Origin of the sequence: Psychromonas sp. SR45-3, from assembly GCF_014163575.1 — a bacterium.
Classification (GTDB): domain Bacteria; phylum Pseudomonadota; class Gammaproteobacteria; order Enterobacterales; family Psychromonadaceae; genus Psychromonas; species Psychromonas arctica.
Map to the genome: position 1 here is coordinate 1 of NZ_JACJDP010000029.1, position 25,977 is coordinate 25,977.

Genomic DNA, 25,977 nt, shown 5'->3' on the forward strand with positions numbered 1-25,977 from the left:
CAATTATCAATTATCAATTATCAATTATCAATTATCAATTACCAATAATTTTCAGAAGTGAACTGTCCCACTTCACGGCGTAAATGCTTTTTATAACCCATTTCTTGCAATGTATCACGGCAGTCATGAACCATTTCTGGATTGCCACAGAGTAAAAAGAAGCTATTAATGGGGTCCAATTCAACGCCTGAGAATTCAGATAAAGCACCGGATGATAATAATTGAGGGATCCTGCCACTCAGTGCGTAGGATACTTTTTCACGTGAAACGACTGGAATATAATGAAAGCGATCACCAAAACGTTGTTGTATTTCCGCTATTCGTTCGCGATAAACTAACTCTTCTTCTTTACGAACTGCATGTACTAATACCACTCGTTCAAATTGTTGTTGGGAAGCTGGATCGGCAAGTATTGATAGGAAAGGGCCAATCGCAGTACCAGTAGATAACAACCACAAATCACGAGCCGCTTCTGGTATCTCGTCCAATGTCATAAATCCCGCAGGATCTTGACCAACATAGAGCTTATCTCCCGGTTGTAAAATATCTAGTCGAGGCGATAAGTCACCTTCAGGTACCGTCACTAACAAAAATTCTAGTATTTTTTCATTAGGTGCATTGATCATTGAATAGGCTCTGCGCTGCCACTCTCCTTCAGGCGTTTGCAATGCTAACTTAGTGAATTGCCCTGCTTTGAAGGGCATCATTGAAGCCTGTATTTTTAAACTGAAAAGTTTTTCTGTCCAATCAGTTCGCCCAACAACAGTGCCTTCAATTAAACGCGGGGGAATAGAATTATTATCCATAGTGTTTCTCCAAGATTAAAATCCAAGGTAAACCATAACATGCATTATATATACAGGTTATACCCAGAAAAATTATCAAGCAATGATAAAATCAGATTCTGTTCATTTTAATGTTGAGGATAATGTTGAAGATAAAGTTACGCGATGTGTGCTTTGCAGAAAAGATGCATTATCAAAAGTCTAACGGTGATAATGCTGAAAATATGCAAAGAGTGATAGCAAAGATCACTCACTATATTAAGCAGACCAACCATTACCCATTAACGATCACCGAATTATGTCAAATTGCTCATATCAGCAGGAGATCATTACAGTATTGTTTTGAGCAAGGTTTAGACATCTCACCGATACAATATATAAGAGAATGTCGTCTCAATGAAATAAGACGCATTTTATTAAGTAGTGAACAACAGATTACAATTGCTGACCTTGCATTAAATTTTGGATTTTTTCACCTTGGCACTTTTAATGCTCAATACAAACAATTATTTGCAGAAACCCCGACTCAAACATTGCAACGTTCAGAACGCTACCAAAATGCCAAGATCAGCAAAAATACATTAAAGCCCTCAATTATTGATCAGTAAGTATTAACGTATATGAATTGCACTCTTTAATCTGCTGCTGCTATGCTATTATATTTATTCTTTCACTGAAAAAGTACGTAACTATGTCAATAACGCAGTCAATAACGCATTCAACAATGCCGCCAATAAAACCATCTCCACTACTTGCTCGCGCTATCGATATCTGCAAAACTAACAACGTACGTTTTACAGCAGTACGACAACAAGTTTTCACTTTGATGGCTGAACATAAAGGTGCGATCACGGCATATGAGTTATTAGAACAATTACAAGCATTTGATAGCAAAGCGAAGCCACCGACTATCTATCGAGCATTAGAGTTTTTGCTAGAAAACAACTTTATTCATCGTATAGAATCGTTGAATTCTTATTTAATGTGTTGTCATTTAGGTTGCGAACATGCTATGCAGCTGTTGATCTGTAATAAGTGTAAAAAGGTAATTGAATTGAGTGATCCTGTTATTGATGAGGCATTTTCTGAGAAAGCTTCACAGTTTGGCTTTAAAATTACCAATAAAGTATTAGAAGCGCATGGAATTTGTGAAAGCTGCCTCTATAATTAGTCGCATAAAAAATTCACCCACTTAATCATTATGAGCAGTAATTAAACTATGAATGCAGAATTTGTTAACCCGTTTTTATCCTCATTTATTAATGTTTTAAAAACCATGGCGATGCTAGATATTAAACCAGGACGTCCCAGCCTAAAAAAAGATACAGTCGCACGTGGCGATGTCTCTGGATTAATTGGTATGGTTGGGCCAACTACTTCAGGCTCATTTTCAATTAGTTTTGAGAAAGAATTAGCATTAAATGTATTTGAAATGATGGTAGGTGAGAAAATCGAAGATATCTCTGCTGATATTACCGATATGGTGGGTGAAATCACCAACATGGTAGCAGGCGGTGCCAAACGTCAACTAGGTGAAAAAGGCTTTGAATTTGACATGGCAACACCTATTGTTGTTACTGGTGAAAATCATTCCATTAGTCATCAAGTGAATGGTTCTAAAGTATTAATGCCTTTTAAATCTGATAAAGGTAATGCCTATATCGAGATTTGTTTTACCAAACCGAATTAATCCCCTTAAAACTTTACATTCCAAGCATGCCTAAAAACAGCCAAAAAAAACCCTCAATACACGCAACACATATTGAGGGGAACAAGGAAGAAAGCATGGACAATGTTATATCTTCATATTATTTGTCCTGTTATTCTTAATTAAGTTCAAAATTAATGTGCTTCATCCCAATTATCTCCAACATCTGCATCGGCAATTAATGGTACATCTAATGCTGCTGCGCTAGCCATAATCGCTTGGATCTCTTTTGTATACTCGGTAACAAACTGTTCTTTAATAGCAAATACTAATTCATCGTGAACTTGCATTAAGATTTGAACCGTACCTTCCGGCTTTTGTTTCACCCATTCAGCCATTTTGATCATCGCTTTTTTGATAATATCAGCTGCGGTACCTTGCATCGGCGCATTGATTGCGGCACGCTCAGCGGCCTTTTTCAACATACCGTTTTTAGCATTGATATTAGGTAGCTGTAGTCGACGTCCAAAAATAGTTTCTACGTAAGCTTTTTCATTAGCAATTAGACGCGTATCTTCCATATAAGTTAATACACCAGGGTAACGACTAAAATAACGATCCATGTAAGTTTGTGCTTCTTGACGACCAATATTTAATTGCTTAGCCAAACCAAATGCACTCATACCGTAGATTAAACCAAAGTTAATCGCTTTAGCACTTCGGCGCTGATCAACAGTCACTTCATCGACACTAACAGAGAATACTTCAGCAGCAGTTGCTTTATGGATATCTTTACCACTTGAGAAAGCGGCCAATAACCCTTCATCTTGTGATAAATGTGCCATAATACGTAACTCAATTTGGCTGTAATCGGCAGCCACAATTTTGTATCCAGGTTGAGCAATAAAAGCTTGGCGAATACGGCGGCCTTCACTACTACGGATTGGAATATTTTGTAGGTTTGGATCGCTTGAAGATAAACGCCCAGTCACTGTGACAGCTTGATGGTAAGAAGTATGTAGACGACCGGTATCAGCATTAACCATTAACGGTAATTTATCGGTATAAGTCGATTTTAATTTACTTAAACCACGGTGCTCAATAATCAACTTAGGCAACGGATAAGTTAACGCTAACTCTTGAAGCACTTCTTCTGCTGTAGAAGGTGCACCTTTAGGTGTTTTCTTAATGACAGGAATATTTAATTCTTCAAATAAAATAGTCTGTAATTGCTTCGGTGAACTCAAGTTAAAAGGTTTACCAGCTTCTTCATAAGCTAATTCTTCTAGCTCTAATAAACGTTTTGCAATTTCAACGCTTTGTACACCTAGTAATTTGCTATCAATTTCTACGCCGCCTCGTTCAATATCAGATAATACTGTCAATAACGGCATTTCAATTTCATCTAATACTGTTAATAGCTCAGGAATTTCTTGTAATCGCTGTTGTAATTCCAAGTGTAAACGTAACGTAATATCAGCATCTTCGGCAGCGTAAGGAGCCGCTTCTTTAATAGCAATCTGATTAAACGTAAGCTGTTTTTTACCTTTACCCGCAATATCTTCAAAACTAATACATTTATGGCCTAGATATTTTAATGCTAAGGTACCCATGTCATGTTTACCAGTGCTATCTAGTACATAAGATTCCAGCATAGTGTCAAAAGCAATACCACCTAAGGTGATACCATGATTCAATAATACACTGCGATCGTATTTAAGATTTTGACCTACTTTTTTATATTCATCTGACGTCAACAAAGGCGTTAGCAGCTCAAGTGTCTCAGTAAGATCTAATTGTGTAGGCGCATCAATATAATCATGCGTTAACGGAAGGTAAGCGGCTTCAATAATAGGCAGTCCTTCTTCACCGACGTTTGTTTGGAGCGCAAACGATAACCCAACAATTTTTGCCTGCATATAATCTAAACTGGTAGTTTCAGTATCAAACGCAAATAACTCGGATTTTTGTAGCTTCTTGATCCATTGTAAAAGCTGACCTTTGGTGTAAATAGTTTTATAGCTATCGCGATCCACCATAGATTTAGCAGCTACAAAGACAGGGTTTGATTGGCTTTCTTGACCTGCAGAGGCTTTTGCGACTAAATTATCACCGGCTAATAATGATGCTAACCAACGCTTAAATTCTAATTTTCCAAATAGTTTAATTAGCTCATCAGTATCTTGTGGGGAAGGTTTAAAATCTTCATAACCTTGATCTAATTCTACATCTAATTTAATGGTTGCTAATTGATAAGACAAACGTGCCATGGCTTCATTATCTTGCATTTTTTTAGCCATGTTTTTACTACCGCGGAAACCTAAATCAGCTAATTTATCTAAGTTTTCATAGATGCTATCCATGTTACCTAAACCTTGTAACATAGCTAATGCGGTCTTTTCACCAACCCCTGGAACGCCAGGAATGTTATCGACCTTATCACCCATTAATGCTAAATAATCGATGATCATTTCAGGTGGGATACCGAATTTTTCTTTAACACCTTCAACATCTAAAGTGGTATTAGTCATCGTATTAATTAAGAATGTATGTTCATCTACCAGCTGCGCCATGTCTTTATCACCAGTACTGATCAGGGTCTTAACCCCCATCTTACTCGCCTGTAACGCTAAAGTACCAATCACATCATCGGCTTCTACGCCCGGAATAGTTAAAATAGGTAAGCCCATTGCTTTGATCACCGCATGTAACGGTTCAATTTGACTGCGTAAATCATCCGGCATGCTAGGGCGATTGGCTTTATATTCTCCGTACATGTCATCACGGAAGGTTTTTCCTTTCGCATCAAAGACCACCACAATATGGGTCGGACTAAATTGCTTTAATAAACTTTGCAACATATTAACAACGCCGTAAACAGCGCCGGTCGCTTCGCCTGCAGAATTAGTTAAATGTGGAGGAGAGAAGAAAGCACGGTATAAATAAGAGGACCCATCAACAAGTACAAAGGGATTTTCAGGAACTACAGCCATAGATTAACTACCAATCAGATAAAATTGTTACCTAGTATACCTACACGACATAAAATAGTGATCACGTTTTATTATATTGTCTTCGACAAAACGGTAAGTTGTTACATGGAGATGAAAATTTGAACGATAGGAAGACGCTAGAAATTGACTATCAATTATCACCTACTAATAGGTATTAGTGGAAAATAAACATTTACTTTCAACATGGAACAATCTGTGGATAACTCTGTTAATGAATTTGTTGAAAATTTGAGGTAGCACAAAACATTGAAATTAAACTTTATTTTTCAATCAGATAGAGATGAATTAAAAACAAAAAACGCACATTCAACAATTCTTTGAATGTGCATAACAAATAGCGTAAATCAGTTATTTAGTGGCGATTAGCTTGTGTAATGCCCTACAGGGTTTGCGTACATTTTTAATACGGTGTCCTGTAACTCAGGTTTTATCGCTTGAATACGCGCCTTAAAGGCTGCAATTTCTTCTGCAGGAATATTATCAACATCTTGTTCAGCAGCAATCAAATTAGAAGGGTGTAAAAAGTAGTTCTGATAGATTTGTGTATCTATCTCTTCAGCAACTTGGTCTGCATTTTCATAGTCACCATGCAATGGAGTACCAAATGAAACATGGACATGGCCTTTTTGCCCGATGATGCCGCTAACAATGCTTTCGATATCTTCAAATTCCGTTTTTTTGTACTCACCAAACTCTGCTTTTTCATATAATTCACGTGCTTTTTGTTGATCGCACGGATCGAGTTCATAAGAAACAGCAACAGGAACAATATTCAATGATTTAATATATTCGGCAAAAGGTACTTTTTGTTTTTTACCATTAACATAAAACATTTTAATGATAGCGGGATCCGTTTTGTCAAAACCATCCTTTGCACGCCCTTCTTTTTGTGCAATCCAAATACTGCTATCTTCTTTTAATGAGCTACAAATATAATCCGATAAATGCGATAACGATTTCATCATTTCACGCACACCAGTGACTGAACGCTTAACGATAAAGCTTTTATTCATACGCATTAAATCAGAAACAAAGGGTTTACTGAGTAAGTTATCGCCTATTGCAATACGCACAGTTTGAAAATTCTCTGAGTATAACGCCCAGTTAACAAATGAGGGGTCCATTGCAATATCACGGTGATTAGAAACAAATAGATAGTTTTTAGTCGCATCTAAGTTTTCTAATCCGGAATAAGTGAAGTTAGTGGTTGTAGAATCAATCATGCGTTGTACGTAACGGCCCATGATTTTTTGCATTTGATCAATGCTATTAATTTCTCTCCATTTATATAAGAAATATTGGCGCACTAATGGTTTTAAGGCAAAACCTAAATATTTAGATAGCTTAGGAAAACGAAAGCTTAATATCGCATCAATAAACTCTTTACTATTAATGACTCGCTTGATCGCAGGTTGTATTTCCTGGTCATTATATGGGCGAATATCACTAAACTTATCGATGTTACTTGGCATGTTTTAATTCTCTATAAAATGGATGACGTATTTTACACGATTTTGGCTATTTCAGCGAGTCTATTTCAAACATCTACCAGTCGGGTTTAAATCGAAACAATGCTTGTTCGGACAAGAGTTTAAAAGTTGTTTTATCAATGTGAGCACTTTTAAAATAACTCGCTAGCCATTCATCTTTAAATAAACGAGCAGCACGTAATTGCTCATATTTTGCAAAATAAACGGCTTTAAATAGAATTTGTCCCAACACAGAACGAGAGTCAAAATCGATATTTTCTACTTCTTCAGTTAATGCAGTGATTAAATGAGGAAAGTCCTTGGAGAATACTGGAGTAGCAAGCGTAACGCTCATCATTAGATCGGATTTAGTGATCAATAACGCCTGCAATGAAGCAAGATCAGACTTGAGATCATGAAAAAAGCCGTGACGCATGCTTTCATCTTGTTCACGAGCTTCTAGAATCAAGCGCGAGCGGACGTGTTCAAATGAGGTAAGGTATTGATGAAAAGAGGCAGTATAAGCAAAATTGAGCATCGCAGATAACATCTGCCCTTCATAGGGATGACGGTATCCGGCTTCTAACATTAACGAAGTACAAGCTTGACCTAAGGTCAATTGATAGCGCCACAACTTTTTAGTAAACAAAGGATTATGGTGATTATAAATATTAATACAATGTTTAAACATCAACGCAGGAATTAAATAACGTAATCCATTAGTACCAATCATGCCAACAGCAGTTTGTGTATCATGAACAATACGTTTTTGCCTGCCTAATAAAGCCATGAAATTTTGACTCGAAACAAGACCAATCACATGATTACGCACATATGGGTTACGGTCTAATAACTCAGCCAATACTGAATATCGTGTTTCTTTCGCAATCAGTGCCGTTAGTAAATCAACACATTGCTGATGCATTTGTAAGTGATCACATAATACACATTGAGTATTCTCCAGCTTTTCATTAATGGTTGTTAATAGTAATTGCTGAAAATCACGGACGAATACTGCCTCACGTCTTTGTTGTAATTTTTTTTCCTCTAATACACGCATTCTACGTTCTTTTTCAACACTTAATAAAGTACGTTGATGCCAACCATTTTGTTGATTAGCATCACTATCTTGTTCATTTAGACCGTCATTGTAGTCCTCTTCTTTATAGACTTTACTTTTGCCGACTAAGAAGCGAAGAAATAATTGTTCGGTCTCTGTTGCTGCAGAGAGTACTTTATTTACCATCAAACGATTGAAATCCAGTAGTAGTCATTACCAAGAGATAACAAAACGTTAGCACTTGGTAAAATATTAAATGAATGCAAATGCATCGCCATAGATATGGCCGATTAGCGCCCCTTTTTTAATAAAATCTTCACGGGCTACCTTAGCCATTTCAAAACGGCCAACGATATAAATATCAAACTCAGATAAATCATTAAACTCATCTAATACAGCTTGGTGAACGTAACCATGTTTGCCTTGCCAATGTATTTCAGGTAGCTCAACAACGGGATGAAAATGAATATTTTGATGTTCAATAGACCAGCTTTTGGCTTGCTCTTCAAAATAGAAATGCGAATACTCTTTAACACCCCAATATAAATAAACAGGGTTCTGTAGATCTGACTCAACAATTTGTTCAAGCAACGATTTCACATAAGAAAAACCAGTTCCCCCAGCCATTAAAATAATTGGACGAGTTGATGATTCACGCAGATAAGCATCACCGTTAGCAATTTCAACTTCAATTGGCTCACCCGATTGCATTTTCTCAACAACTTGCATTGCATATTTATTATCTTCAGTGGCACCAATATGTAACTCAATTAAATCATTCGAAGGTATATTTGCAATTGAGAAATGGCGTTTATCACCTTCTCCCATTACCACAGAGACATATTGACCCGCTTTAAAAGGTGCACTGCTAGTTGGGGCTAAAAACACACGATATAAAAACGCATTTAACTTCTCAATCGAAGCAACATTACAAGTAATTTGTGGCATTCATTTCTCTTTTATTTTTTGGCGGTAATTGTAGTTTAGATGATCATTAATGTTTGAATAATAAAGATGATGATATTATTAATAAATAATCATCGTATCACCTTTATATTATGACAAAATATCTAAGTCATTCCAAAGATCATCTATTTTTTCTTTTACTGCTTCATCCATCACAATAGGCGTTCCCCATTCACGGGTAGTTTCACCAGGCCATTTATTAGTTGCATCTAACCCCATTTTTGAACCTAAGCCAGATACTGGAGAAGCAAAATCTAAATAATCGATCGGAGTGTTGTCAATTAAAGTGGTATCACGGCTAGGATCCATTCGTGTAGTCACAGCCCACATAACATCATTCCAATCTCGAACATTAACGTCATCATCACATACAATAATAAATTTAGTGTACATAAATTGACGTAAGAAAGACCAAATACCTAACATCACTCGCTTGGCATGACCAGGATAACTTTTTTTCATCGAGACTACTGCCATACGGTATGAGCAACCTTCAGGCGGTAAATAAAAATCAACGATTTCAGGGAATTGCTTTTTAATAATAGGTACAAAAACTTCATTAAGTGCGACACCAAGAATTGCAGGTTCATCGGGTGGACGCCCCGTATAAGTACTGTGATAAATAGGGTCTTTTCTAGTTGTAACATGGGTTACTGTCATCACTTGAAAATCATCAACTTCATTATAGTAACCAGTATGGTCACCATAAGGTCCTTCTGGAGCTTCTTCACCAGGCATCAAATAACCTTCTAAAATCATTTCAGCCGTAGCAGGCACATCTAAATCATTGCTTAAACAACTGGCAACTTTAGTCCGCGAGCCACGTAATAACCCTGCAAAAGCATATTCTGATAAGGTATCAGGTACCGGTGTTACTGCACCTAAAATAGTAGCAGGGTCAGCCCCTAAAGCGACACTGACAGGAAAAGGTTTACCCGGATTTGCTTCTTGCCACTCACGAAAATCAATCGCACCACCACGATGCGATAACCAACGCATGATAATTTTATTTTTAGAGATCAACTGTTGACGATAAATACCGAGATTCTGACGTTTTTTATAAGGGCCTCTAGTAATTGTTAACCCCCACGTAATTAACGGGGCAACATCACCAGGCCAGCATTTCATGATAGGTAACTTAGTTAAATCCACATCGTCGCCTTGCATCACAACTTCTTGACAAGCAGGCGAACTTACCTTTTTGGTTGGCATATTTAACACTTGCTTGAAAATAGGTAACTTTTCCCACATGGCCTTTAAGCCTTTAGGTGGCTCAGGCTCTTTTAAATAAGCAAGCCATTCGCCGACTTCACGCAATTCACTCACTTTTTCTTTACCCATTGCTAATGCAACACGTTCAGTGGTACCAAAGAGATTAGTTAATACAGGCGTTGTATAACCTTTAGGATTTTCAAACAACAAGGCAGGACCGCCTGCACGTAGCGTACGGTCGGATATTTCAGTCATTTCTAAATTAGGGTCTATTTCTTGGCTAATACGTTTTAATAGCCCTTTTTCTTCTAGTTGATTTAAAAAATCACGCAAATCATCAAACTTCATATTTACCTGCTTATTATGTTGAACGGTTACATCTTATAATACTGATTTAGTATCGATGCCCATATTACTTCAAGGGTGTAAGACTAATACGAAATACAGTTAATAACTGATCAAGTTTACTGATAAAAATAAGCCATGTCTTAATTGAATAGAAGAATATTAATAATTAAGCTCAATAGCTTATCAATACTATTGCGATAAGTGTCCAAGACAAAATTTAAAGTAAAAAAAACGCTACCTAGGTAGCGTTATTATTCAATAAAACAAAATCAACTATTTTGCTTTTTGATTTTTCATTGCATCAAAGAAGCTATCGTTGGTTTTACTCAACCCTAACTTATCAATCATGAATTCAGTTGCGCCAATTTCACCCATAGGATGAACAATCTTACGCAGGATCCACATACGCTGTAATTCGTCAGACTTAGTCAATAACTCTTCACGACGAGTACCAGAGCGAGTGATATCAATCGCAGGATAAACACGTTTTTCAGCTAATTTACGATTTAGATGAATCTCAGAGTTACCCGTACCTTTAAATTCTTCATAGATAACTTCATCCATTTTAGAACCGGTATCGATCAGTGCAGTAGCAAGGATAGTTAAACTTCCACCTTCTTCTACATTACGTGCAGCACCAAAGAAACGCTTAGGACGGTGTAATGCATTGGCATCAACACCACCTGTTAGTACTTTACCAGAACTCGGAATAACGGTGTTATAAGCACGTGCGAGACGTGTAATTGAATCCAGCAAAATAACCACGTCTTTTTTATGTTCAACAAGACGTTTTGCTTTTTCGATAACCATTTCAGCAACTTGAACGTGTCGACTAGCAGGCTCATCAAATGTCGATGCAACTACCTCACCACGTACTAAGCGACGCATTTCAGTTACTTCTTCTGGACGCTCATCGATTAATAAAACAATCAATTCAGCTTCAGGATAATTAATTGAAATACTTTGCGCGATATTTTGTAGCAACATCGTTTTACCGGCTTTGGGCGGTGCAACTATCAAACCACGTTGACCTTTACCAATCGGTGAAACTAAATCTAGAATACGTGCAGTAATATCTTCAGTACTACCACTACCATTCTCTAAACGGAAACGCTCATCTGGATGGATAGGAGTTAAGTTTTCAAATAAGATTTTATTGCGGGAGCTTTCTGGTTTGTCGAAATTAACTTGCATAATTTTCAGCAATGCAAAATAACGTTCGCCTTCTTTAGGCGGTCTTATTTTACCTTCAACACTGTCACCGGTTCGTAAGTTGAAACGACGAATTTGGCTAGGAGAAATATAGATATCATCAGGCCCAGCTAGATAAGAACTATCCGAGCTACGTAAAAAGCCAAAACCATCTTGTAAGATTTCTAAAACACCAGCACCGAAAATATCAGCACCACTTTTAGCATGGGCTTTTAATATTGCGAAGATAATATCTTGTTTTCTAAGACGGGCTAAATTTTCAAGCCCCATCGAACTTCCGAGCTCAACAAGCTGGGAAACGGGAGTATTTTTTAATTCGGTTAGATTCATAATTCTTTTGATGTTTTAATATGGATTAATTGGGTAGATAACGTGTATTTGGATAGCTTAAAAATGAATTGCTCATAATTTGAGCGTAAAGGTAGCATTAATAATTGGAACTGTCCAGAATGAAGATTAAGCTAGATTAACTTAACCTCATTCTGAGAAGAATATTTAAACGTTAGCGTCTAAAAACTCTGTAAGTTGTGATTTAGAAAGCGCGCCAACTTTAGTTGCTGCCACTTTTCCATCTTTAAATAATAATAAAGTTGGGATACCACGAATACCAAATTTTGGTGGAGTTTCGCTGTTTTGGTCAATGTTTAATTTGCCAACAGTTACTTTACCTGCATATTCAACAGCGACTTCACTTAAAATTGGTGCAATCATTTTACAAGGACCACACCACTCAGCCCAAAAGTCCACTAAAACAGGACCAGCTGCATTTACAACGTCAGTGTCAAAACTTGCATCACTTAAAGTTACGATATTTTCGCTCATTTTTATCTCCAGAAAAGATTTACTAGTAGAAAGTTATTATAACATGCTCACTGGTAAAATATATTTTTTGATATTTGAATCGATCTCAATATTTATTGCAAGTATAAACTGCTATGCTCTGCAAATGAATAAAACACACCTAACTCAAACAAAATTTTCAGACTTGCCTCTAGAGCCAAGTCTACTTTCAGGTTTAACTGCTATAGGTTTTGAATACTGTACGCCGATTCAAGCTTTGTCACTGCCAATTACCTTACAAGGTAAAGATATCGCAGGCCAAGCTCAGACGGGTACAGGCAAGACTTTGGCATTTTTACCTGCCGTTTTCCATCACCTATTAACTAACGATGCACCTGAAAATCGCCGCAAGAATCAGCCTAGAGCTATTATTTTAGCACCTACGCGTGAACTTGCGATTCAAATCCATAAAGATGCAATCATACTTTCGAAATCAACATCATTACGCCTTGGTTTAGCATATGGGGGCGAAAAAGTTGAAATTCAACAAAATAAACTAGAAAAAGGCGTTGATATCTTAATTGGCACTACGGGGCGTATCATCGACTTCGTAAAACAAGGTGTTATTAACTTAGATTCAATACAAAGTGTTGTCTTAGATGAAGCAGATCGCATGTTCGATTTAGGCTTTATCAAAGATATTCGTTATTTATTCCGTCGTATGCCACCTGCTGACCAACGTTTAAACCTATTATTTTCTGCTACCTTGTCACACAAAGTACAAGAGCTTGCCTTTGAGCACATGAATAGCCCTGAGCACGTGCAGATTGAACCTGAAGTAATGACTTCAGCTAATATTACAGAAGAACTCTTTTATCCTTCAAACGAAGATAAAATGTTGTTGTTACTGAGCTTGATGGAAGATGAATGGCCAGAAAAAGCGATTGTTTTTGCTAATACTAAACATGCTTGTGAAAAAGTATGGGGATATTTAGCGGGTGACGGTCACCGTGCAGGTTTGTTAACGGGTGATGTGCCACAGAAAAAACGTGAGCATATTCTCGAACAATTCACTCAAGGTGACGTGGATATTCTGATCGCAACGGATGTTGCAGCACGTGGTTTACACATTCCAAAAGTATCACACGTCTTTAACTTTGACTTGCCCGATGACTGTGAAGATTATGTACATCGAATTGGTCGAACCGGTCGTGCCGGTGAAAAAGGATTAGCGATAAGTTTAGCCTGTGAAAAATATGTGTTTAATTTACCTGGCATTGAAGAGTATATTAAGCATAATATTCCCGTTAGCGAATACGATAAAGATTCATTATTAGATTCTTTACCAGTGATGAAAGTAACTAAATATAAAGTTCATCCAAATAATCGCAAAGACAACTATCATAGGTCACATAAAAGATAATATGGCAACAGCGCGTTATACCATTATTGATTTAGGCTCGAACAGTTTCCACATGCTTACAGTCACCAAACAAGCTAATGGTTTTAACGTCGTCTCAAAGCATAAGCAAAAAGTACGCTTAGCCGCCGGATTAGATGGGCAAAAACAACTTAATTTAGCCACCATGGAAAAAGGTTGGGATTGCCTAAAAGACTTCAGGGCGCTGTTGGATGAAATTCAACCTGCCTGCATCCTTATTACTGCGACTGCAGCACTGCGTATCGCCACTAATAAACAACTTTTTTTAAGTACTGCACAGGACATTCTCAACCACCCTATTAATCTAATTTCAGGGGTTCAAGAAGCTGAAACGATTTTTAAAGGCGTCTCTTTTACTGAAAAAACAGACAAAGAGCTGTTAGTGATCGATATCGGAGGGGCAAGTACTGAGCTGGTACTAGGAAAAGGTAATCACATTCATGTCGCGAATAGTTTAGATATTGGCTGTGTTACTTGGTTGAATCATTATTTTGCTGATGATCTGTTAAATGAATATAATTTTAATAATGCGATAAATGCAGCAAAGCAGGTTATTTCAACTGTTAAAGCACAATATACACAACACCAATGGCAGCTGACACTAGGCGCATCAGGTACTATTCAAGCGGTTAATGAAGTCAATCAAGCACAGCACTTAAGCCAAGCGTTGTCGTTACAACTACTACACAACATTAAGCAACAATGTATACAATGCCAAGCCATACAAAAACTGAACATTATTGGTTTAGAAGAATCTAGAATGCCTGTTTTTGCTAGTGGGTTAGCTATTTTAATCGCACTATTTGAATCCTTAAATATTGAGTCTATGCAACTTTCCAATGGCGCACTTCGTGAAGGTTTAATCAGTATGATGTTTAATGGTCAAACGCATTTTTAATGCCTGTGTGAACACACTTTCACTCTTTCTTGTACTAAAAATCACTTGATTCTATTGAAATGGTGAATTGTTAACTATTAAAATTCCTAATTCCTAATTCCTAATTCGACACCAAACTGTATTCAGTGTGGTATTAAAGATCTGTATTAAAAATCAATCTTCAAGGCAAAAGTCACCACAGTTCATTAAAATATTGATTAATGATTTGATACGACTATTAGAGCCAACTCACGGTTCAAACAGCCTTTTCTGTCATCATGTTTTACATTGCAGCCAGCATACTAGATTGTTTATTGGTAGATGCATAAAGTGCATCGCTGAAACATAGTTGAAACTTAATTGGAACATAGCCCATTATCGCTCTGCTTATCCTGAGTAGAAATACATTTATCAAAGGGTCATCAATCTTACCCTATGAATAAAATTTTTAGATTAATTAATGAGGATTTATAATGAAATACCTACACAGATTCGCCCTACTTTCATTAATACTTTTTATTTCGGCTTGTTCAACGCTTAAGATAGATACTAAAACGACCGCTTTTTATCAGCAGAATTACAGCAGCTCCGGTAATATATTTGTGGTGTCGGCGGATATTGATAAAAATAATTCACTAGAGTTTGCTAATTATAAAAAGAAAATTGAAACTCAACTCGCAATGGTGGGTTATTCAATTGTAAACAATGCAAACACGGCCCAATACATTGCTATTGTCGCCTATGGTATAGACAATGGTAAAACCTCCGTTGTGCTAACACCTATTTTTGGCCCCTACGCCTTTTATACAGACGAAGACGATAAGCGAAGCGCCTTTCCAGGTCGACGCTATGTCATGCCGCAATACGCCGCAACCAGTAATCCTGCCAGCTTAATTACGCTATACACTATTTCTTTTGCATTAGACATTGTCGAAGCTGAATCCTTAAAGCCTAGAACCCTATCTACCGACAACAAAAATCAAGCAAAGAAAGTCTATGAATCACGAGTGAAAAGCATCGGAGAGTGTGATGTTATAGCAGGTGTATTCGATCAATTATTAGCTGCAATGTTTAAAGACTTTCCAGGAGAAAATGGTAAAACAAAAGCCCAAACGATCCGTTATGAAGGCGAATGTTAATTTTCACTTAAAAAACCTAAAACAATAAAAATTAAAATTAACACTATATCAACAGCTTAAAGGGTAGTTCTGTGCGATTTTGCTCACTCTCACCTAACCCAAGGCAAGTTAAGACAATCTAGAACCTCCTAGATCCACCTAGAGTCGCATATAACGACCTAAGGCTATAGCTATTGGACAAAATAAATAAGAGCATATAATGTCCATAAACCTTGACACTTAAATAACGACACCAATCAGGACGCCTCCTCACTCATTAAAATCTTCCCCGATCACTTGTTGAAATGACATAAAGAACTCAAATCTTCTTCAAAATGCGCATATTCGAACATTATTTAACCAAGCAACACCTCAATGATCTAACTAGCTATTCACTACATTTCCAACAAACAAAAACAATAGACTTACGTCTAAAAAACCACACAAAATCAATAAAAAAGATACTCGACATCACGTAAAAATTAATTTTAACTTTACATTCATGTAACAACAAAAATACTTTCAAAGCACACAAAAAGCTCGATTTAGAACAAAACATGACCGAACGCGCAAATAATGATTGATAATGTAGCTAATTTGTTAATCATAAGTATCTTTACCACATCAAAATACATTCATACATTGAAACAGGGAAAAGGAAGTAAAATGAGTAAACAACATTCATTACTAGGCCAATGCATCGCAGAGTTTATAGGCACAGCTTTATTAATATTTTTTGGTGTAGGTTGCGTTGCAGCACTAGTATTAGCAGGTGCAAGTTTTGGCCAATGGGAAATAAGCATCATGTGGGGTATGGGAGTGGCGATTGCTATTTACTGTACAGCGGGAGTATCAGGTGCACATATTAATCCAGCAGTGACAATCGCACTAGCTGCATTTCATGGTTTTGAAAAACAGAAAGTATTACCTTATATTATCTCACAACTGCTAGGTGCATTTTGCTCAGCAGCATTGATTTACGCTCTTTACAGCAACCTGTTTACTGACTATGAAATCGCACATGGTTTCTTGCGCAGCAGTGAAGCGGCTTTGTCTACAGCAGGTATTTTCTCAACTTATCCACATCCCTCATTATCTATATTTGGTGCATTCTCTGTTGAATTTGTAATCACTGCAGTACTAATGTTCGTCATTTTAGCATTAGGTGATGAAAACAATGGCGCACCTCGTGGTGCACTAAACCCTGTATTGATCGGTGTTTTAATTGCTGTCATTGGTGGTTCTTTGGGCCCGCTAACGGGCTTTGCTATGAATCCTGCGCGTGATTTCGGACCAAAATTATTTGCTTATTTAGCAGGTTGGGATTTCGCATTGAGCGGTGCTAAAGAAATTCCGTACTTTATAGTGCCTATCTTAGGTCCAATCTGCGGTGCTTGTTTTGGTGCATGGGTATACCCGAAAGTAATCTCTCCTTACCTACCAGAAACAGGACATGGCTGCACTATTCCAAATGAATGTGATTAAAAAACAATAAAATACAAATAGGTAAAGATCAAAACCTTTACATAGATAACTATAAAATTTCTAAAGAGTGATTATATTACTCAACCCAACTGAAAAAAGGAAAAATATAATGACAGATAAAAAATATATTGTGGCATTAGACTCAGGCACAACAAGCTCTCGCGCAGTGATCCTTGATCATGATGCAAATATTGTCAGTGTTTCTCAACGTGAATTTACACAAATTTATCCACATTCAGGTTGGGTAGAACATGATCCAATGGAAATCTATGCGACACAAAGTGGCGTACTAACTGAAGCATTAGCAAAAGCAAGTATTAGCAGTGATCAAGTCGCAGCTATTGGTATCACCAACCAACGTGAAACCGCAATTGTTTGGAACAAAGAAACAGGTAAGCCAGTTTATAATGCGATTGTATGGCAGTGTCGTCGTACGGCAAGCATCTGTGAAGAACTAAAAGCACAGGGATTAGAAGAATACGTACGTGAAAATACAGGCTTAATGCTTGACCCATATTTCTCAGGCACCAAAATTAAATGGATATTGGATAATGTAGAAGGCGCGCGTGAAGATGCAGAAGCTGGAAAATTACTATTTGGTACCGTTGATACGTGGTTAATTTGGAAAATGACACAAGGAAAAGTACATGTAACTGACTACACCAATGCATCACGTACTATGTTATTCAACATCAACACATTAGAGTGGGATGACAAACTATTAAAAGATTTCGGTATTCCAAGATCAATGATGGCTGAAGTGAAAAGCTCTTCAGAAGTTTACGGCAAAACGAACATTGGTGGTAAAGGTGGAACACGTATTCCTATTGCCGGTATTGCTGGTGACCAACAGGCTGCATTGTACGGGCACATGTGTGTAGAAAAAGGCCAAGCAAAAAACACTTACGGCACAGGTTGTTTCTTGTTAATGAATACAGGTAAAGAAAAAATAACATCATCAAATGGCCTATTAACAACAATCGCTTGTGGCCCTAGAGGTGAAGCAGCTTACGCACTGGAAGGTGCAGTATTCATGGGTGGTGCTTCAATCCAATGGTTACGTGATGAATTGAAGTTAATCTCGGATGCAAAAGATTCTGAATACTTTGCTACCAAAGTTGATTCTTCTAACGGCGTTTATGTAGTCCCTGCCTTTACAGGTTTAGGCGCACCATATTGGGACCCGTATGCTCGAGGAACAATCGTCGGTTTAAATCGAGGCACTAATTCTAACCATATTATTCGTGCAACATTAGAAAGTATTGCTTACCAAACACGTGACGTACTTGACGCAATGCAAGCAGACTCAAAGATTCAGTTAGCTTCATTACGAGTTGATGGTGGTGCAGTAGCCAATAACTTCTTAATGCAATTCCAATCTGATGTACTAAATACGGCAGTTCATCGCCCTGCAGTTACTGAAGTCACAGCGCTGGGTGCAGCCTACCTTGCTGGTATTGCAGTTGGTTTCTGGGATGGTTTAGAAGAGCTAAAAGACAAAGCAACTATTGAACGTTCATTTGAGCCTCAAGCTGTACAAGAAAAACGTCAGCAACGTTACAACGGTTGGAAACGAGCAATCAAATGTGCCATGGTATGGGCTGATCTTCACAACGAAAATAACGAAGATACACCATAAGTCACGCATATAAAGTTAAATTTATTAATGATAAAATTGATTAATTAACAATAAAAAGAGCATCTTAGGGTGCTCTTTTTTGATATAAACTCCCTCTTCCTTTTCAAAAACTCATCATTACCCGCAACAAAAGACGATTTATTTCTAATTCCAAAAGAAAGCGTTGTCTAGCACTCATAAATTTTGTAATTTCTTGCTATTCACCGATGTCGCAGTAAACTTGTTTTATTGAATTTAGCCAGTAACGCAAGGAACAATATTCGTGAAGCAGACAACAAGACATAAGGAAATAATAAAGCTCGTACAAAAAAATGGATATATCAGTACTGATAATCTAGTTGAACACTTCAACGTTAGCCCGCAAACCATTCGACGCGACCTTAACGAACTCGCAGATGAGAATAAAATACGCCGTCATCATGGTGGCGCAACAACACAACAAAGCTCTGTAAATACAGCTTATAGTGCCCGTAAAGTCATGCAATCACATGAAAAAGACTCCATTGCAGAGGCATTAGTCAAACACATTCCCGATGGCGCCACTTTATTCATTGATATTGGTACTACACCGGAATCAATTGCTAAAGAATTGGTCAAAAAACACAAAGACTTACGTGTTGTAACTAATAATATTAATGTTGCTGGCATTTTAATGGGCAATGAAGACTTTAAAGTTATTCTCGCCGGTGGCGAAGTACGCAACAAGGATGGTGGAATTGTCGGAGAGGCAACACTGGATTTCATTAAACAATTTCGACTGGATTTTGGTATTCTTGGGATTAGCGGTATTGATTATGACGGTTCTTTATTAGACTTTGACTACCATGAAGTACGTGTTAAAAAAGCGATTATAGAGAATAGTCGCCGCATTTATTTGGCAGTAGATCATACTAAATTTGGCCGCAATGCGATGGTTAACTTAGCAAATATCAGTGAGTTAGATATGCTAATAACGGATCTTACACCACCAGATGAAATTGTTGCTATCTTAAAAGAACATAACATTCCTTTGGAAGTGACCTCATCTAAAACCAAGCTTTAATAGGTCTAAAAACGACTTTATTTTATCCTTTTATAGGAAAAAAATAAAAGCACTTACACATGTTAAGTGCTTTTTCTGATTAAACTTTTTTCACATTAAACTTCATTGATCATGCGAAAGACGCTCGATTTATTGTTTATCTTGCTTTAAAAAGTTAACTGCACGATCAGGGAAATCAGTAAAGACACCATCAACATTTGCTTTGTTATAGAAAATATCTAATAAGTCTTCAAAGCTTTCTGCATAGGCTGGAATTCTTCCTTCATCCAATCTGAAAGTATAAGGATGAACCTCCATACCAGCATCATGTGCATCTTTAACTAAAGAAGTAAATACAAGCTTATCTTTAGTGGACTCAGGAGCAACTACCATTGGTTTCCATGGCCCCACACCATCTGCATACTCAGCAATCTTTTTCATTGCATCAGGTTTGAACATCCAATCATAATTATAAGGTTGCGCCTTACCATCTTGATACACCATTGTCTCATTCCAGCTGGTTTCAGCCATCAATTGAACTAATTTAACATCCAAGCCTAATTCAGGTAATAGCTGCGTTTTAACACGCTTTAACTCATTCGCATCAAAGGATTGAAAATAAGCTAAGTCGGATTTTTTAGTATAACCATATTTTTTAAAGACCTTTAATACTGCGGCGCTAATATCCTTACCTTCGTGAAGATGTAACCAAGGCGCTTTCACTTCAACATAAATGCCTACATTATTACCTGTGCTAGCATTCATGCCTTGAATCAATTCAATTTCATTTTCTAAAGTATGCACTTTGAACTGCGATTTCCAAAGAGGGAAGCGTTTAGGGTAGACAGCCGTAGCTTTGCCATCTTTCATCTTAAAGGCTTCTGTCATACTTAGTGTTTGAATTTCAGCCAAGGTGAAGTCTATAGCGTAATAACGACCATCTTCACGTTTACGATCTGGGTAAACATCAGCAACGTTAGTAACACCATCTAGATAATGATCATGTAAAATAACTAACGCGTTATCTTTAGTCATCACTACATCTTGCTCGATATAATCAACGCCCATAGCATAAGCCATAGATTTTGCTGCCATGCTGTGCTCTGGTAAGTAACCACTTGCACCACGATGGGCAACCACGATTTTATCTGCATAAGCACTGCTGATAATAGGTAATGCTACAATTATTCCTAAGCATAATTTTTTTAAACGGGGTAATTTTGTAAACATCGTTTGATCCATCCTTATCATAAAATGTAACCGTTAAATAACGGCTGACTTATACCAACTTCATTAACTATATGATCAATTATTGGGTAAAAAAAGGCGTCAATTTAAAGCAAAGATTGCATGAAATTGACGATCTATTACAAAACTTCTAATGCAGAAGTGAAGCATTCTAACCAACAAAATGATCAGCTATTTAATAGCATTGGCATTATTATCAATCCTTCATGCAATTAAGCATTCATCGATTGCTACGGGTAAAAAAACAAACCCGTATTAGCAATTAACCAATACGGGTTTTAGTCTTAATTTCAGTAAGTTAAGGTTATTCTAATTCATATATAAAACATTTAATTACATATACTTAAACGGCTGCCTTTTCTAAATCTAACTTACGTTGCTTATGAATTTTATTTTCGCCAAACATAGCAAGTGTTAAGAAGAATATAGATAAACCACATGCAAATACGATCACTAAGAATCCACCATCCCAACCGAAGATATCTACTGTGTAACCTAATAATGCATTAGCGGCTACCGCACCACCAAGGTAACCAAATAATCCTGTTAAACCCGCCGCTGTGCCCGCTGCTTTTTTAGGAGCAAGTTCTAACGCGTATAAGCCGATTAACATAACTGGACCATAAATTAAGAAACCAATCGCAACTAAGGCAGCCATATCAACCATTGGATTACCTGCAGGGTTAAACCAATAGACTAATACTGCAACAGTTACTAGCAGCATGAATAAAATCCCTGCTGGTGCACGACGGCCTTTAAACAATTTATCAGAAATCACACCACATAATAACGTACCTGGAATACCAGCCCACTCGTATAAAAAGTAAGCCCATGAAGATTTATCAACAGAGAACTCTTTTACTTCACTTAAATAAACAGGTGCCCAGTCAAGTACACCGTAACGAATTAAATAAACAAATGCATTAGCGATCGCGATAAACCATAATAATTTATTATTAAATACATACTTAAAGAAAATTTCTTTTGCTGTCATCTCTTTTTCAAAAGACTCAGAATAGTTATCTGGGTAATCATCTTTGTATTCTTCAATAGCCGGTAAACCACAAGATTGCGGTGTATCTTTCATGGTTAAGAAAGTAAATCCAGCCACTAATAATGCAAAGAAAGCAGGAACATAAAAAGCAGCACGCCAATCATCATTAAAAGCCCACAAGCCTAGTAGGAATAACGGACCGATCAAACCACCACCCACATTATGTGCAACATTCCAAACCGAAACGATACCGCCACGCTCTTTATGTGACCACCAGTGAACCATTGTTCGACCACAAGCAGGCCACCCCATTCCTTGGAACCAACCGTTTAGAAATAAAAGAATAAACATTGCCGTAATACTGCCCGTTGCCCAAGGCATAAAACCAAAACACAGCATCACTAGTGCAGACATCATCAAACCAGCACTCATGAAATATCGTGGATTAGAGCGATCTGAGATATTACCCATTAAGAATTTAGATAAACCATAAGCAATAGAAACAGACGCCAATGCAACCCCAAGATCGCCGCGACTATAACCATATTCTTCGATCAAAAAAGGCATCGCTAAACTAAAGTTTTTACGTACTAAATAATAACCGGCATATCCTATAAAAATACTTAGGAACAATTGCCAACGTAGGCGTTTATATAAGGGATCAATTTGGCCTTCAGGTAGGCGGTCGATATGCGCCATTGGCCTAAAAATGTTTAGCATAATGTTATTCCTTGGGATAAATAAGAGCAGTTTTAAAATAAGTGATTAGTTTTTGTTCGGAGTCACGAGACTACCTTCACATCAACTATTTTACGAGCGAACTATAGTTCGAACGAGCACAGATTTATGATAAATAGATCACAATCGAAAACAAAATGATTTAAATCAACAAAAATAATTTTGCGACATGCTATTGGAGCCTAACCTATTGAACAAAATGAATAAAAGGAATTAATAGACAGTAAAAAGATAGCAATAAAGCAATCACGAGCGCTTAAAAACAGCACAATAAAATGAACACTAATAATATTTTCGCTCGAAAACGAATATAAAATAACGCAACGACAATAAGCAAAACAAAAAACAAACAATATCTAACACAACAGGTAAATATGCCCGTTAATAAAAGTATTTTTGTCGATAGGTCAACCCAAAATAGACCAATTCCGTTTAATCACAATCCCATTCCTTAAAACTTAATACCTGCACAAATGGTCATTAAAGCCGAACTTAACCACCACTTTATTAAACTTAATTTAGCCGCTGCCTACGTGTAAATATGATTAACAAATTGTTTTCCTTGTATTATTCCGCCATAAAAACCAACTAATTTAATTACAACAAAAACCATTTTATCCGTAACTATTTTGTTACATTTAACTTACAGCAATTGCGCGCAAAACAAATAAAAACAACAGCTTAAACAAACAAACAATGAGTTACAAGTAACGATTTAGGTACACCTTGTTAACACAATATGTTAATGGAATTTAAATGAACCCTTGATAGTTAGTGCACTAATCATTAGAATCGTTATTAATTGAACGTTCAATTAATAACGTTTTATGAAGCATAAACATAAAAAGGAAGTTATGTATGGCAAGGCAAGCGGTCAAAGAAGCGAGACAACAACAACTGATCGATGCGACATTGATGTCCGTAGAACGCCATGGTTTACAGCACACCACTATTAATACCATCAGTGCAATGGCAGGTATGTCATCTGGCATCATCAGTCATTATTTTGGTGGCAAACAAGGGTTAATTGAAGCAGCGCTTAAATACCTTCTCGATCAATTGAAACAAGCGTTATTAATCAGAATATCAGGTAAAAATTTGTCCCCAATAGATCGTTTATCGATGATTGTAGAAGCCAACTTTACTGAGCTGCAACGATCCAGTGCTGCAACAAAAACATGGTTAAGTTTTTGGTCTCAAGCAATGCATGAACCTGGTCTAGCAAGACTTCAACATATCAATAGTCAGCGTTTATACAGCAACCTCCTTTTTTGCTTTAAACAGCTGCTACCTAATACCGCTGCCATTAATGCAGCCAAACAAACTGCAGCTGTGATTGACGGTTTCTGGTTACGAAGCGCCTTGAGCTCGACACCAGAAGAAGACTTCAAACAAGCTCAAATTTTATCTAAAGCCTTTATAAATACTGTGCTTACACAGTATGGAGAAAAACAATGTCATCATTAATCGTTTATCAAAACTACGTACATGGTCAATATATCGCCAATGGTACCGGTGAAACATTTGAAGTGATTAACCCTGCGACAGGACAAGTTAGTTACTTAGTAGAAACTGCGACAGAAGTAGTGCAACAAGCAGTGATCGCCAGCTCAAAAGCAGGATTTGCTACTTGGTCAGCAATGACAGCAATGGAACGAAGCCGAATTTTACTTAAAGCCGTTGCTTTATTACGTGAGCATAATGACGACCTAGCAGCTGGCGAAGTATTGGATACAGGTAAACCATGGCAAGAAGCATCGGAAGTTGATGTGGTAACGGGTGCTGATTCAATCGAATTTTTCGCAGGTCTTGCACCAAGTATCGAAGGTAACCAACAAACGGTTGGTGATGACTTCTATTACACACGTCGCGAACCATTAGGCATTTGTGCTGGTATTGGTGCGTGGAACTACCCAATACAAATCGCTTGTTGGAAAGCAGCACCCGCTTTAGCTTGCGGTAATGTAATGATTTTTAAACCATCAGAAGAAACTCCACGTGGCGCAATGCGTTTAGCAGAGATCTTCACTGAGGCTGGCGTACCTGATGGTGTGTTTAATGTTGTTCAAGGTGACGGACGTGTTGGCGCATGGTTAACCGGTAATGATGATATCGCAAAAGTATCATTCACTGGCGAAGTCGGTACCGGTAAAAAAGTAATGGCCGCAGCCGCTAGTTCATTAAAAGAAGTGACCATGGAATTAGGCGGTAAATCACCGTTAATTATCTTTAATGATGCAGACGTAGAAAACGCAGTGTCAGCAGCCATGCTAGGTAACTTCTACACACAAGGTGAAGTTTGTACTAACGGCACACGCGTATTCGTTCAAAAAGATATCTACCCGCAATTTATTAAACGTTTAGTAGAACGTACAGAGCAAAACATCATCTGTGGCGATCCAATGAACCCAGAAACAAACTTTGGTGCATTGATTTCTAAAGACCACCAGCAAAAAGTACTCGATTACATTGAAATTGGCAAAAAAGAAGGCGCAACGTTATTAACAGGCGGTAAAGCATTACAACCTGAAAATGCGCCAAACGGCTTCTTTGTAGCACCGACTATCTTCACTGACTGTGATGACCAAATGACGATCGCTAAAGAAGAAATATTCGGTCCTGTTATGTCTGTACTTACTTTCTCTGAAGAAGAAGAAGTAGTGAAACGCGCAAATGATACACACCTTGGTTTAGCGGCAGCAGTCTTCACCCAAGACATTACCCGTGCTCACCGTGTGATACATCAAATTAAGGCGGGTATTTGCTGGATCAACGCTTATGGTGCTTCACCAGCAGAAATGCCAGTGGGTGGTTACAAAATGTCAGGTATTGGCCGAGAAAATGGTAGTGAAACATTAAAAGCTTATACCCAAATTAAAGCGGTATATGTTGGTATGCAAACACTTGAAAGCCCATTTTAAG

21 protein-coding genes are annotated in these 25,977 nt (G+C 37.4%); 11 read left to right on the top strand and 10 right to left on the bottom strand.

The window, feature by feature from the left end; genetic code table 11:
* Positions 1-38 precede the first annotated feature (38 nt).
* Complete coding sequence (locus H5084_RS14160; protein ID WP_182690932.1) at positions 39-806, bottom strand: ferredoxin--NADP reductase; 768 nt, start codon at positions 804-806, stop codon at positions 39-41.
* Between the two features lie 122 nt (positions 807-928).
* On the opposite strand from H5084_RS14160, the gene H5084_RS14165 reads away from it, so the two are divergent.
* The 3 genes from H5084_RS14165 to H5084_RS14175 all read left to right on the top strand — a co-directional run bounded on the left by H5084_RS14165 (position 929) and on the right by H5084_RS14175 (position 2,475).
* Entirely contained in the window at positions 929-1,393 is a 465-nt protein-coding gene (locus H5084_RS14165) for a helix-turn-helix domain-containing protein (protein WP_182690934.1), read from the top strand.
* 83 nt (positions 1,394-1,476) lie between these two features.
* A complete protein-coding gene (locus H5084_RS14170; protein WP_259396814.1) occupies positions 1,477-1,956 on the top strand; it encodes a transcriptional repressor in 480 nt (159 codons plus the stop codon).
* Between the two features lie 48 nt (positions 1,957-2,004).
* Positions 2,005-2,475: a chemotaxis protein CheX gene (locus H5084_RS14175; protein ID WP_182690936.1), complete on the top strand. Its 471-nt coding sequence runs from the start codon at positions 2,005-2,007 to the stop codon at positions 2,473-2,475.
* 152 nt (positions 2,476-2,627) lie between these two features.
* Here H5084_RS14175 and polA read toward each other — a convergent pair whose 3' ends face one another.
* The 7 genes from polA to trxA form a co-directional block, all read right to left on the bottom strand.
* Positions 2,628-5,426, bottom strand: a complete 2,799-nt coding sequence (gene polA, locus H5084_RS14180; protein ID WP_182690937.1) for a DNA polymerase I — start codon at positions 5,424-5,426, stop codon at positions 2,628-2,630.
* Positions 5,427-5,809: 383 nt separating this feature from the next.
* Positions 5,810-6,919 (bottom strand): 1-acyl-sn-glycerol-3-phosphate acyltransferase, encoded by a 1,110-nt coding sequence (locus H5084_RS14185; RefSeq protein ID WP_182690939.1) that lies wholly within the window; start codon positions 6,917-6,919, stop codon positions 5,810-5,812.
* A gap of 73 nt (positions 6,920-6,992) precedes the next feature.
* A complete protein-coding gene (locus H5084_RS14190; protein ID WP_182691002.1) occupies positions 6,993-8,162 on the bottom strand; it encodes an HDOD domain-containing protein in 1,170 nt (389 codons plus the stop codon).
* 66 nt (positions 8,163-8,228) lie between these two features.
* The gene (gene fre / locus H5084_RS14195; protein WP_182690941.1) at positions 8,229-8,924 is read right to left on the bottom strand and encodes an NAD(P)H-flavin reductase; all 696 of its coding nucleotides are present in this window, start codon (positions 8,922-8,924) and stop codon (positions 8,229-8,231) included.
* 108 nt (positions 8,925-9,032) lie between these two features.
* Positions 9,033-10,502, bottom strand: coding sequence for a 4-hydroxy-3-polyprenylbenzoate decarboxylase (gene ubiD, locus H5084_RS14200; RefSeq protein ID WP_182690943.1), 1,470 nt, complete (start codon positions 10,500-10,502; stop codon positions 9,033-9,035).
* Between the two features lie 273 nt (positions 10,503-10,775).
* On the bottom strand, positions 10,776-12,044 hold the full coding sequence (gene rho, locus H5084_RS14205) for a transcription termination factor Rho (RefSeq protein ID WP_028867859.1): 1,269 nt from the start codon (positions 12,042-12,044) through the stop codon (positions 10,776-10,778).
* 165 nt (positions 12,045-12,209) lie between these two features.
* Positions 12,210-12,536: a thioredoxin TrxA gene (trxA, locus tag H5084_RS14210; protein WP_025563658.1), complete on the bottom strand. Its 327-nt coding sequence runs from the start codon at positions 12,534-12,536 to the stop codon at positions 12,210-12,212.
* A 124-nt stretch (positions 12,537-12,660) separates the two neighbouring features.
* Here trxA and rhlB point away from each other — a divergent pair, with 124 nt between their 5' ends.
* The 6 genes from rhlB to H5084_RS14240 all read left to right on the top strand — a co-directional run bounded on the left by rhlB (position 12,661) and on the right by H5084_RS14240 (position 20,096).
* The gene (gene rhlB, locus H5084_RS14215; RefSeq protein WP_182690945.1) at positions 12,661-13,917 is read left to right on the top strand and encodes an ATP-dependent RNA helicase RhlB; all 1,257 of its coding nucleotides are present in this window, start codon (positions 12,661-12,663) and stop codon (positions 13,915-13,917) included.
* Between the two features lies 1 nt (position 13,918).
* The gene (locus tag H5084_RS14220; protein ID WP_182690946.1) at positions 13,919-14,833 is read left to right on the top strand and encodes a guanosine pentaphosphatase; all 915 of its coding nucleotides are present in this window, start codon (positions 13,919-13,921) and stop codon (positions 14,831-14,833) included.
* 452 nt (positions 14,834-15,285) lie between these two features.
* The gene (locus tag H5084_RS14225; protein WP_182690948.1) at positions 15,286-15,951 is read left to right on the top strand and encodes a DUF4136 domain-containing protein; all 666 of its coding nucleotides are present in this window, start codon (positions 15,286-15,288) and stop codon (positions 15,949-15,951) included.
* 645 nt (positions 15,952-16,596) lie between these two features.
* Positions 16,597-17,415 carry an MIP/aquaporin family protein gene (locus H5084_RS14230; RefSeq protein ID WP_182690950.1) on the top strand — a complete coding sequence of 273 codons (819 nt, stop codon included), beginning with the start codon at positions 16,597-16,599 and terminating at the stop codon, positions 17,413-17,415.
* A 109-nt stretch (positions 17,416-17,524) separates the two neighbouring features.
* On the top strand, positions 17,525-19,054 hold the full coding sequence (gene glpK, locus H5084_RS14235; protein ID WP_182690952.1) for a glycerol kinase GlpK: 1,530 nt from the start codon (positions 17,525-17,527) through the stop codon (positions 19,052-19,054).
* A gap of 262 nt (positions 19,055-19,316) precedes the next feature.
* On the top strand, positions 19,317-20,096 hold the full coding sequence (locus H5084_RS14240) for a DeoR/GlpR family transcriptional regulator (RefSeq protein ID WP_182690954.1): 780 nt from the start codon (positions 19,317-19,319) through the stop codon (positions 20,094-20,096).
* 129 nt (positions 20,097-20,225) lie between these two features.
* Here H5084_RS14240 and glpQ read toward each other — a convergent pair whose 3' ends face one another.
* Positions 20,226-21,305: a glycerophosphodiester phosphodiesterase gene (gene glpQ / locus H5084_RS14245; protein ID WP_182690955.1), complete on the bottom strand. Its 1,080-nt coding sequence runs from the start codon at positions 21,303-21,305 to the stop codon at positions 20,226-20,228.
* Between the two features lie 361 nt (positions 21,306-21,666).
* A complete protein-coding gene (gene glpT, locus H5084_RS14250; RefSeq protein WP_182690957.1) occupies positions 21,667-23,037 on the bottom strand; it encodes a glycerol-3-phosphate transporter in 1,371 nt (456 codons plus the stop codon).
* 876 nt (positions 23,038-23,913) lie between these two features.
* Between glpT and betI the strand changes: the two genes are divergently transcribed.
* Together betI and betB are read left to right on the top strand one after the other, a co-directional pair.
* Positions 23,914-24,522 (top strand): transcriptional regulator BetI, encoded by a 609-nt coding sequence (gene betI / locus H5084_RS14255; protein ID WP_182690959.1) that lies wholly within the window; start codon positions 23,914-23,916, stop codon positions 24,520-24,522.
* Positions 24,510-25,976: a betaine-aldehyde dehydrogenase gene (gene betB, locus H5084_RS14260; RefSeq protein ID WP_182690961.1), complete on the top strand. Its 1,467-nt coding sequence runs from the start codon at positions 24,510-24,512 to the stop codon at positions 25,974-25,976. The genes betI and betB overlap by 13 nt, the downstream gene beginning before the upstream one ends.
* The last annotated feature ends 1 nt before the right edge of the window (position 25,977 follow it).

Excerpts from the sequence above, each read along its gene's own strand:
- H5084_RS14160 (WP_182690932.1), bottom strand. The coding sequence starts at position 806 with ATGGATAATAATTCTATTCCCCCGCGTTTAATTGAAGGCACTGTTGTT.
- H5084_RS14165 (WP_182690934.1), top strand. The coding sequence starts at position 929 with ATGTTGAAGATAAAGTTACGCGATGTGTGCTTTGCAGAAAAGATGCAT.
- H5084_RS14170 (WP_259396814.1), top strand. The coding sequence starts at position 1,477 with ATGTCAATAACGCAGTCAATAACGCATTCAACAATGCCGCCAATAAAA.
- H5084_RS14175 (WP_182690936.1), top strand. The coding sequence starts at position 2,005 with ATGAATGCAGAATTTGTTAACCCGTTTTTATCCTCATTTATTAATGTT.
- polA (WP_182690937.1), bottom strand. The coding sequence starts at position 5,426 with ATGGCTGTAGTTCCTGAAAATCCCTTTGTACTTGTTGATGGGTCCTCT.
- H5084_RS14185 (WP_182690939.1), bottom strand. The coding sequence starts at position 6,919 with ATGCCAAGTAACATCGATAAGTTTAGTGATATTCGCCCATATAATGAC.
- H5084_RS14190 (WP_182691002.1), bottom strand. The coding sequence starts at position 8,162 with ATGGTAAATAAAGTACTCTCTGCAGCAACAGAGACCGAACAATTATTT.
- fre (WP_182690941.1), bottom strand. The coding sequence starts at position 8,924 with ATGCCACAAATTACTTGTAATGTTGCTTCGATTGAGAAGTTAAATGCG.
- ubiD (WP_182690943.1), bottom strand. The coding sequence starts at position 10,502 with ATGAAGTTTGATGATTTGCGTGATTTTTTAAATCAACTAGAAGAAAAA.
- rho (WP_028867859.1), bottom strand. The coding sequence starts at position 12,044 with ATGAATCTAACCGAATTAAAAAATACTCCCGTTTCCCAGCTTGTTGAG.
- trxA (WP_025563658.1), bottom strand. The coding sequence starts at position 12,536 with ATGAGCGAAAATATCGTAACTTTAAGTGATGCAAGTTTTGACACTGAC.
- rhlB (WP_182690945.1), top strand. The coding sequence starts at position 12,661 with ATGAATAAAACACACCTAACTCAAACAAAATTTTCAGACTTGCCTCTA.
- H5084_RS14220 (WP_182690946.1), top strand. The coding sequence starts at position 13,919 with ATGGCAACAGCGCGTTATACCATTATTGATTTAGGCTCGAACAGTTTC.
- H5084_RS14225 (WP_182690948.1), top strand. The coding sequence starts at position 15,286 with ATGAAATACCTACACAGATTCGCCCTACTTTCATTAATACTTTTTATT.
- H5084_RS14230 (WP_182690950.1), top strand. The coding sequence starts at position 16,597 with ATGAGTAAACAACATTCATTACTAGGCCAATGCATCGCAGAGTTTATA.
- glpK (WP_182690952.1), top strand. The coding sequence starts at position 17,525 with ATGACAGATAAAAAATATATTGTGGCATTAGACTCAGGCACAACAAGC.
- glpQ (WP_182690955.1), bottom strand. The coding sequence starts at position 21,305 with ATGTTTACAAAATTACCCCGTTTAAAAAAATTATGCTTAGGAATAATT.
- glpT (WP_182690957.1), bottom strand. The coding sequence starts at position 23,037 with ATGCTAAACATTTTTAGGCCAATGGCGCATATCGACCGCCTACCTGAA.
- betI (WP_182690959.1), top strand. The coding sequence starts at position 23,914 with ATGGCAAGGCAAGCGGTCAAAGAAGCGAGACAACAACAACTGATCGAT.
- betB (WP_182690961.1), top strand. The coding sequence starts at position 24,510 with ATGTCATCATTAATCGTTTATCAAAACTACGTACATGGTCAATATATC.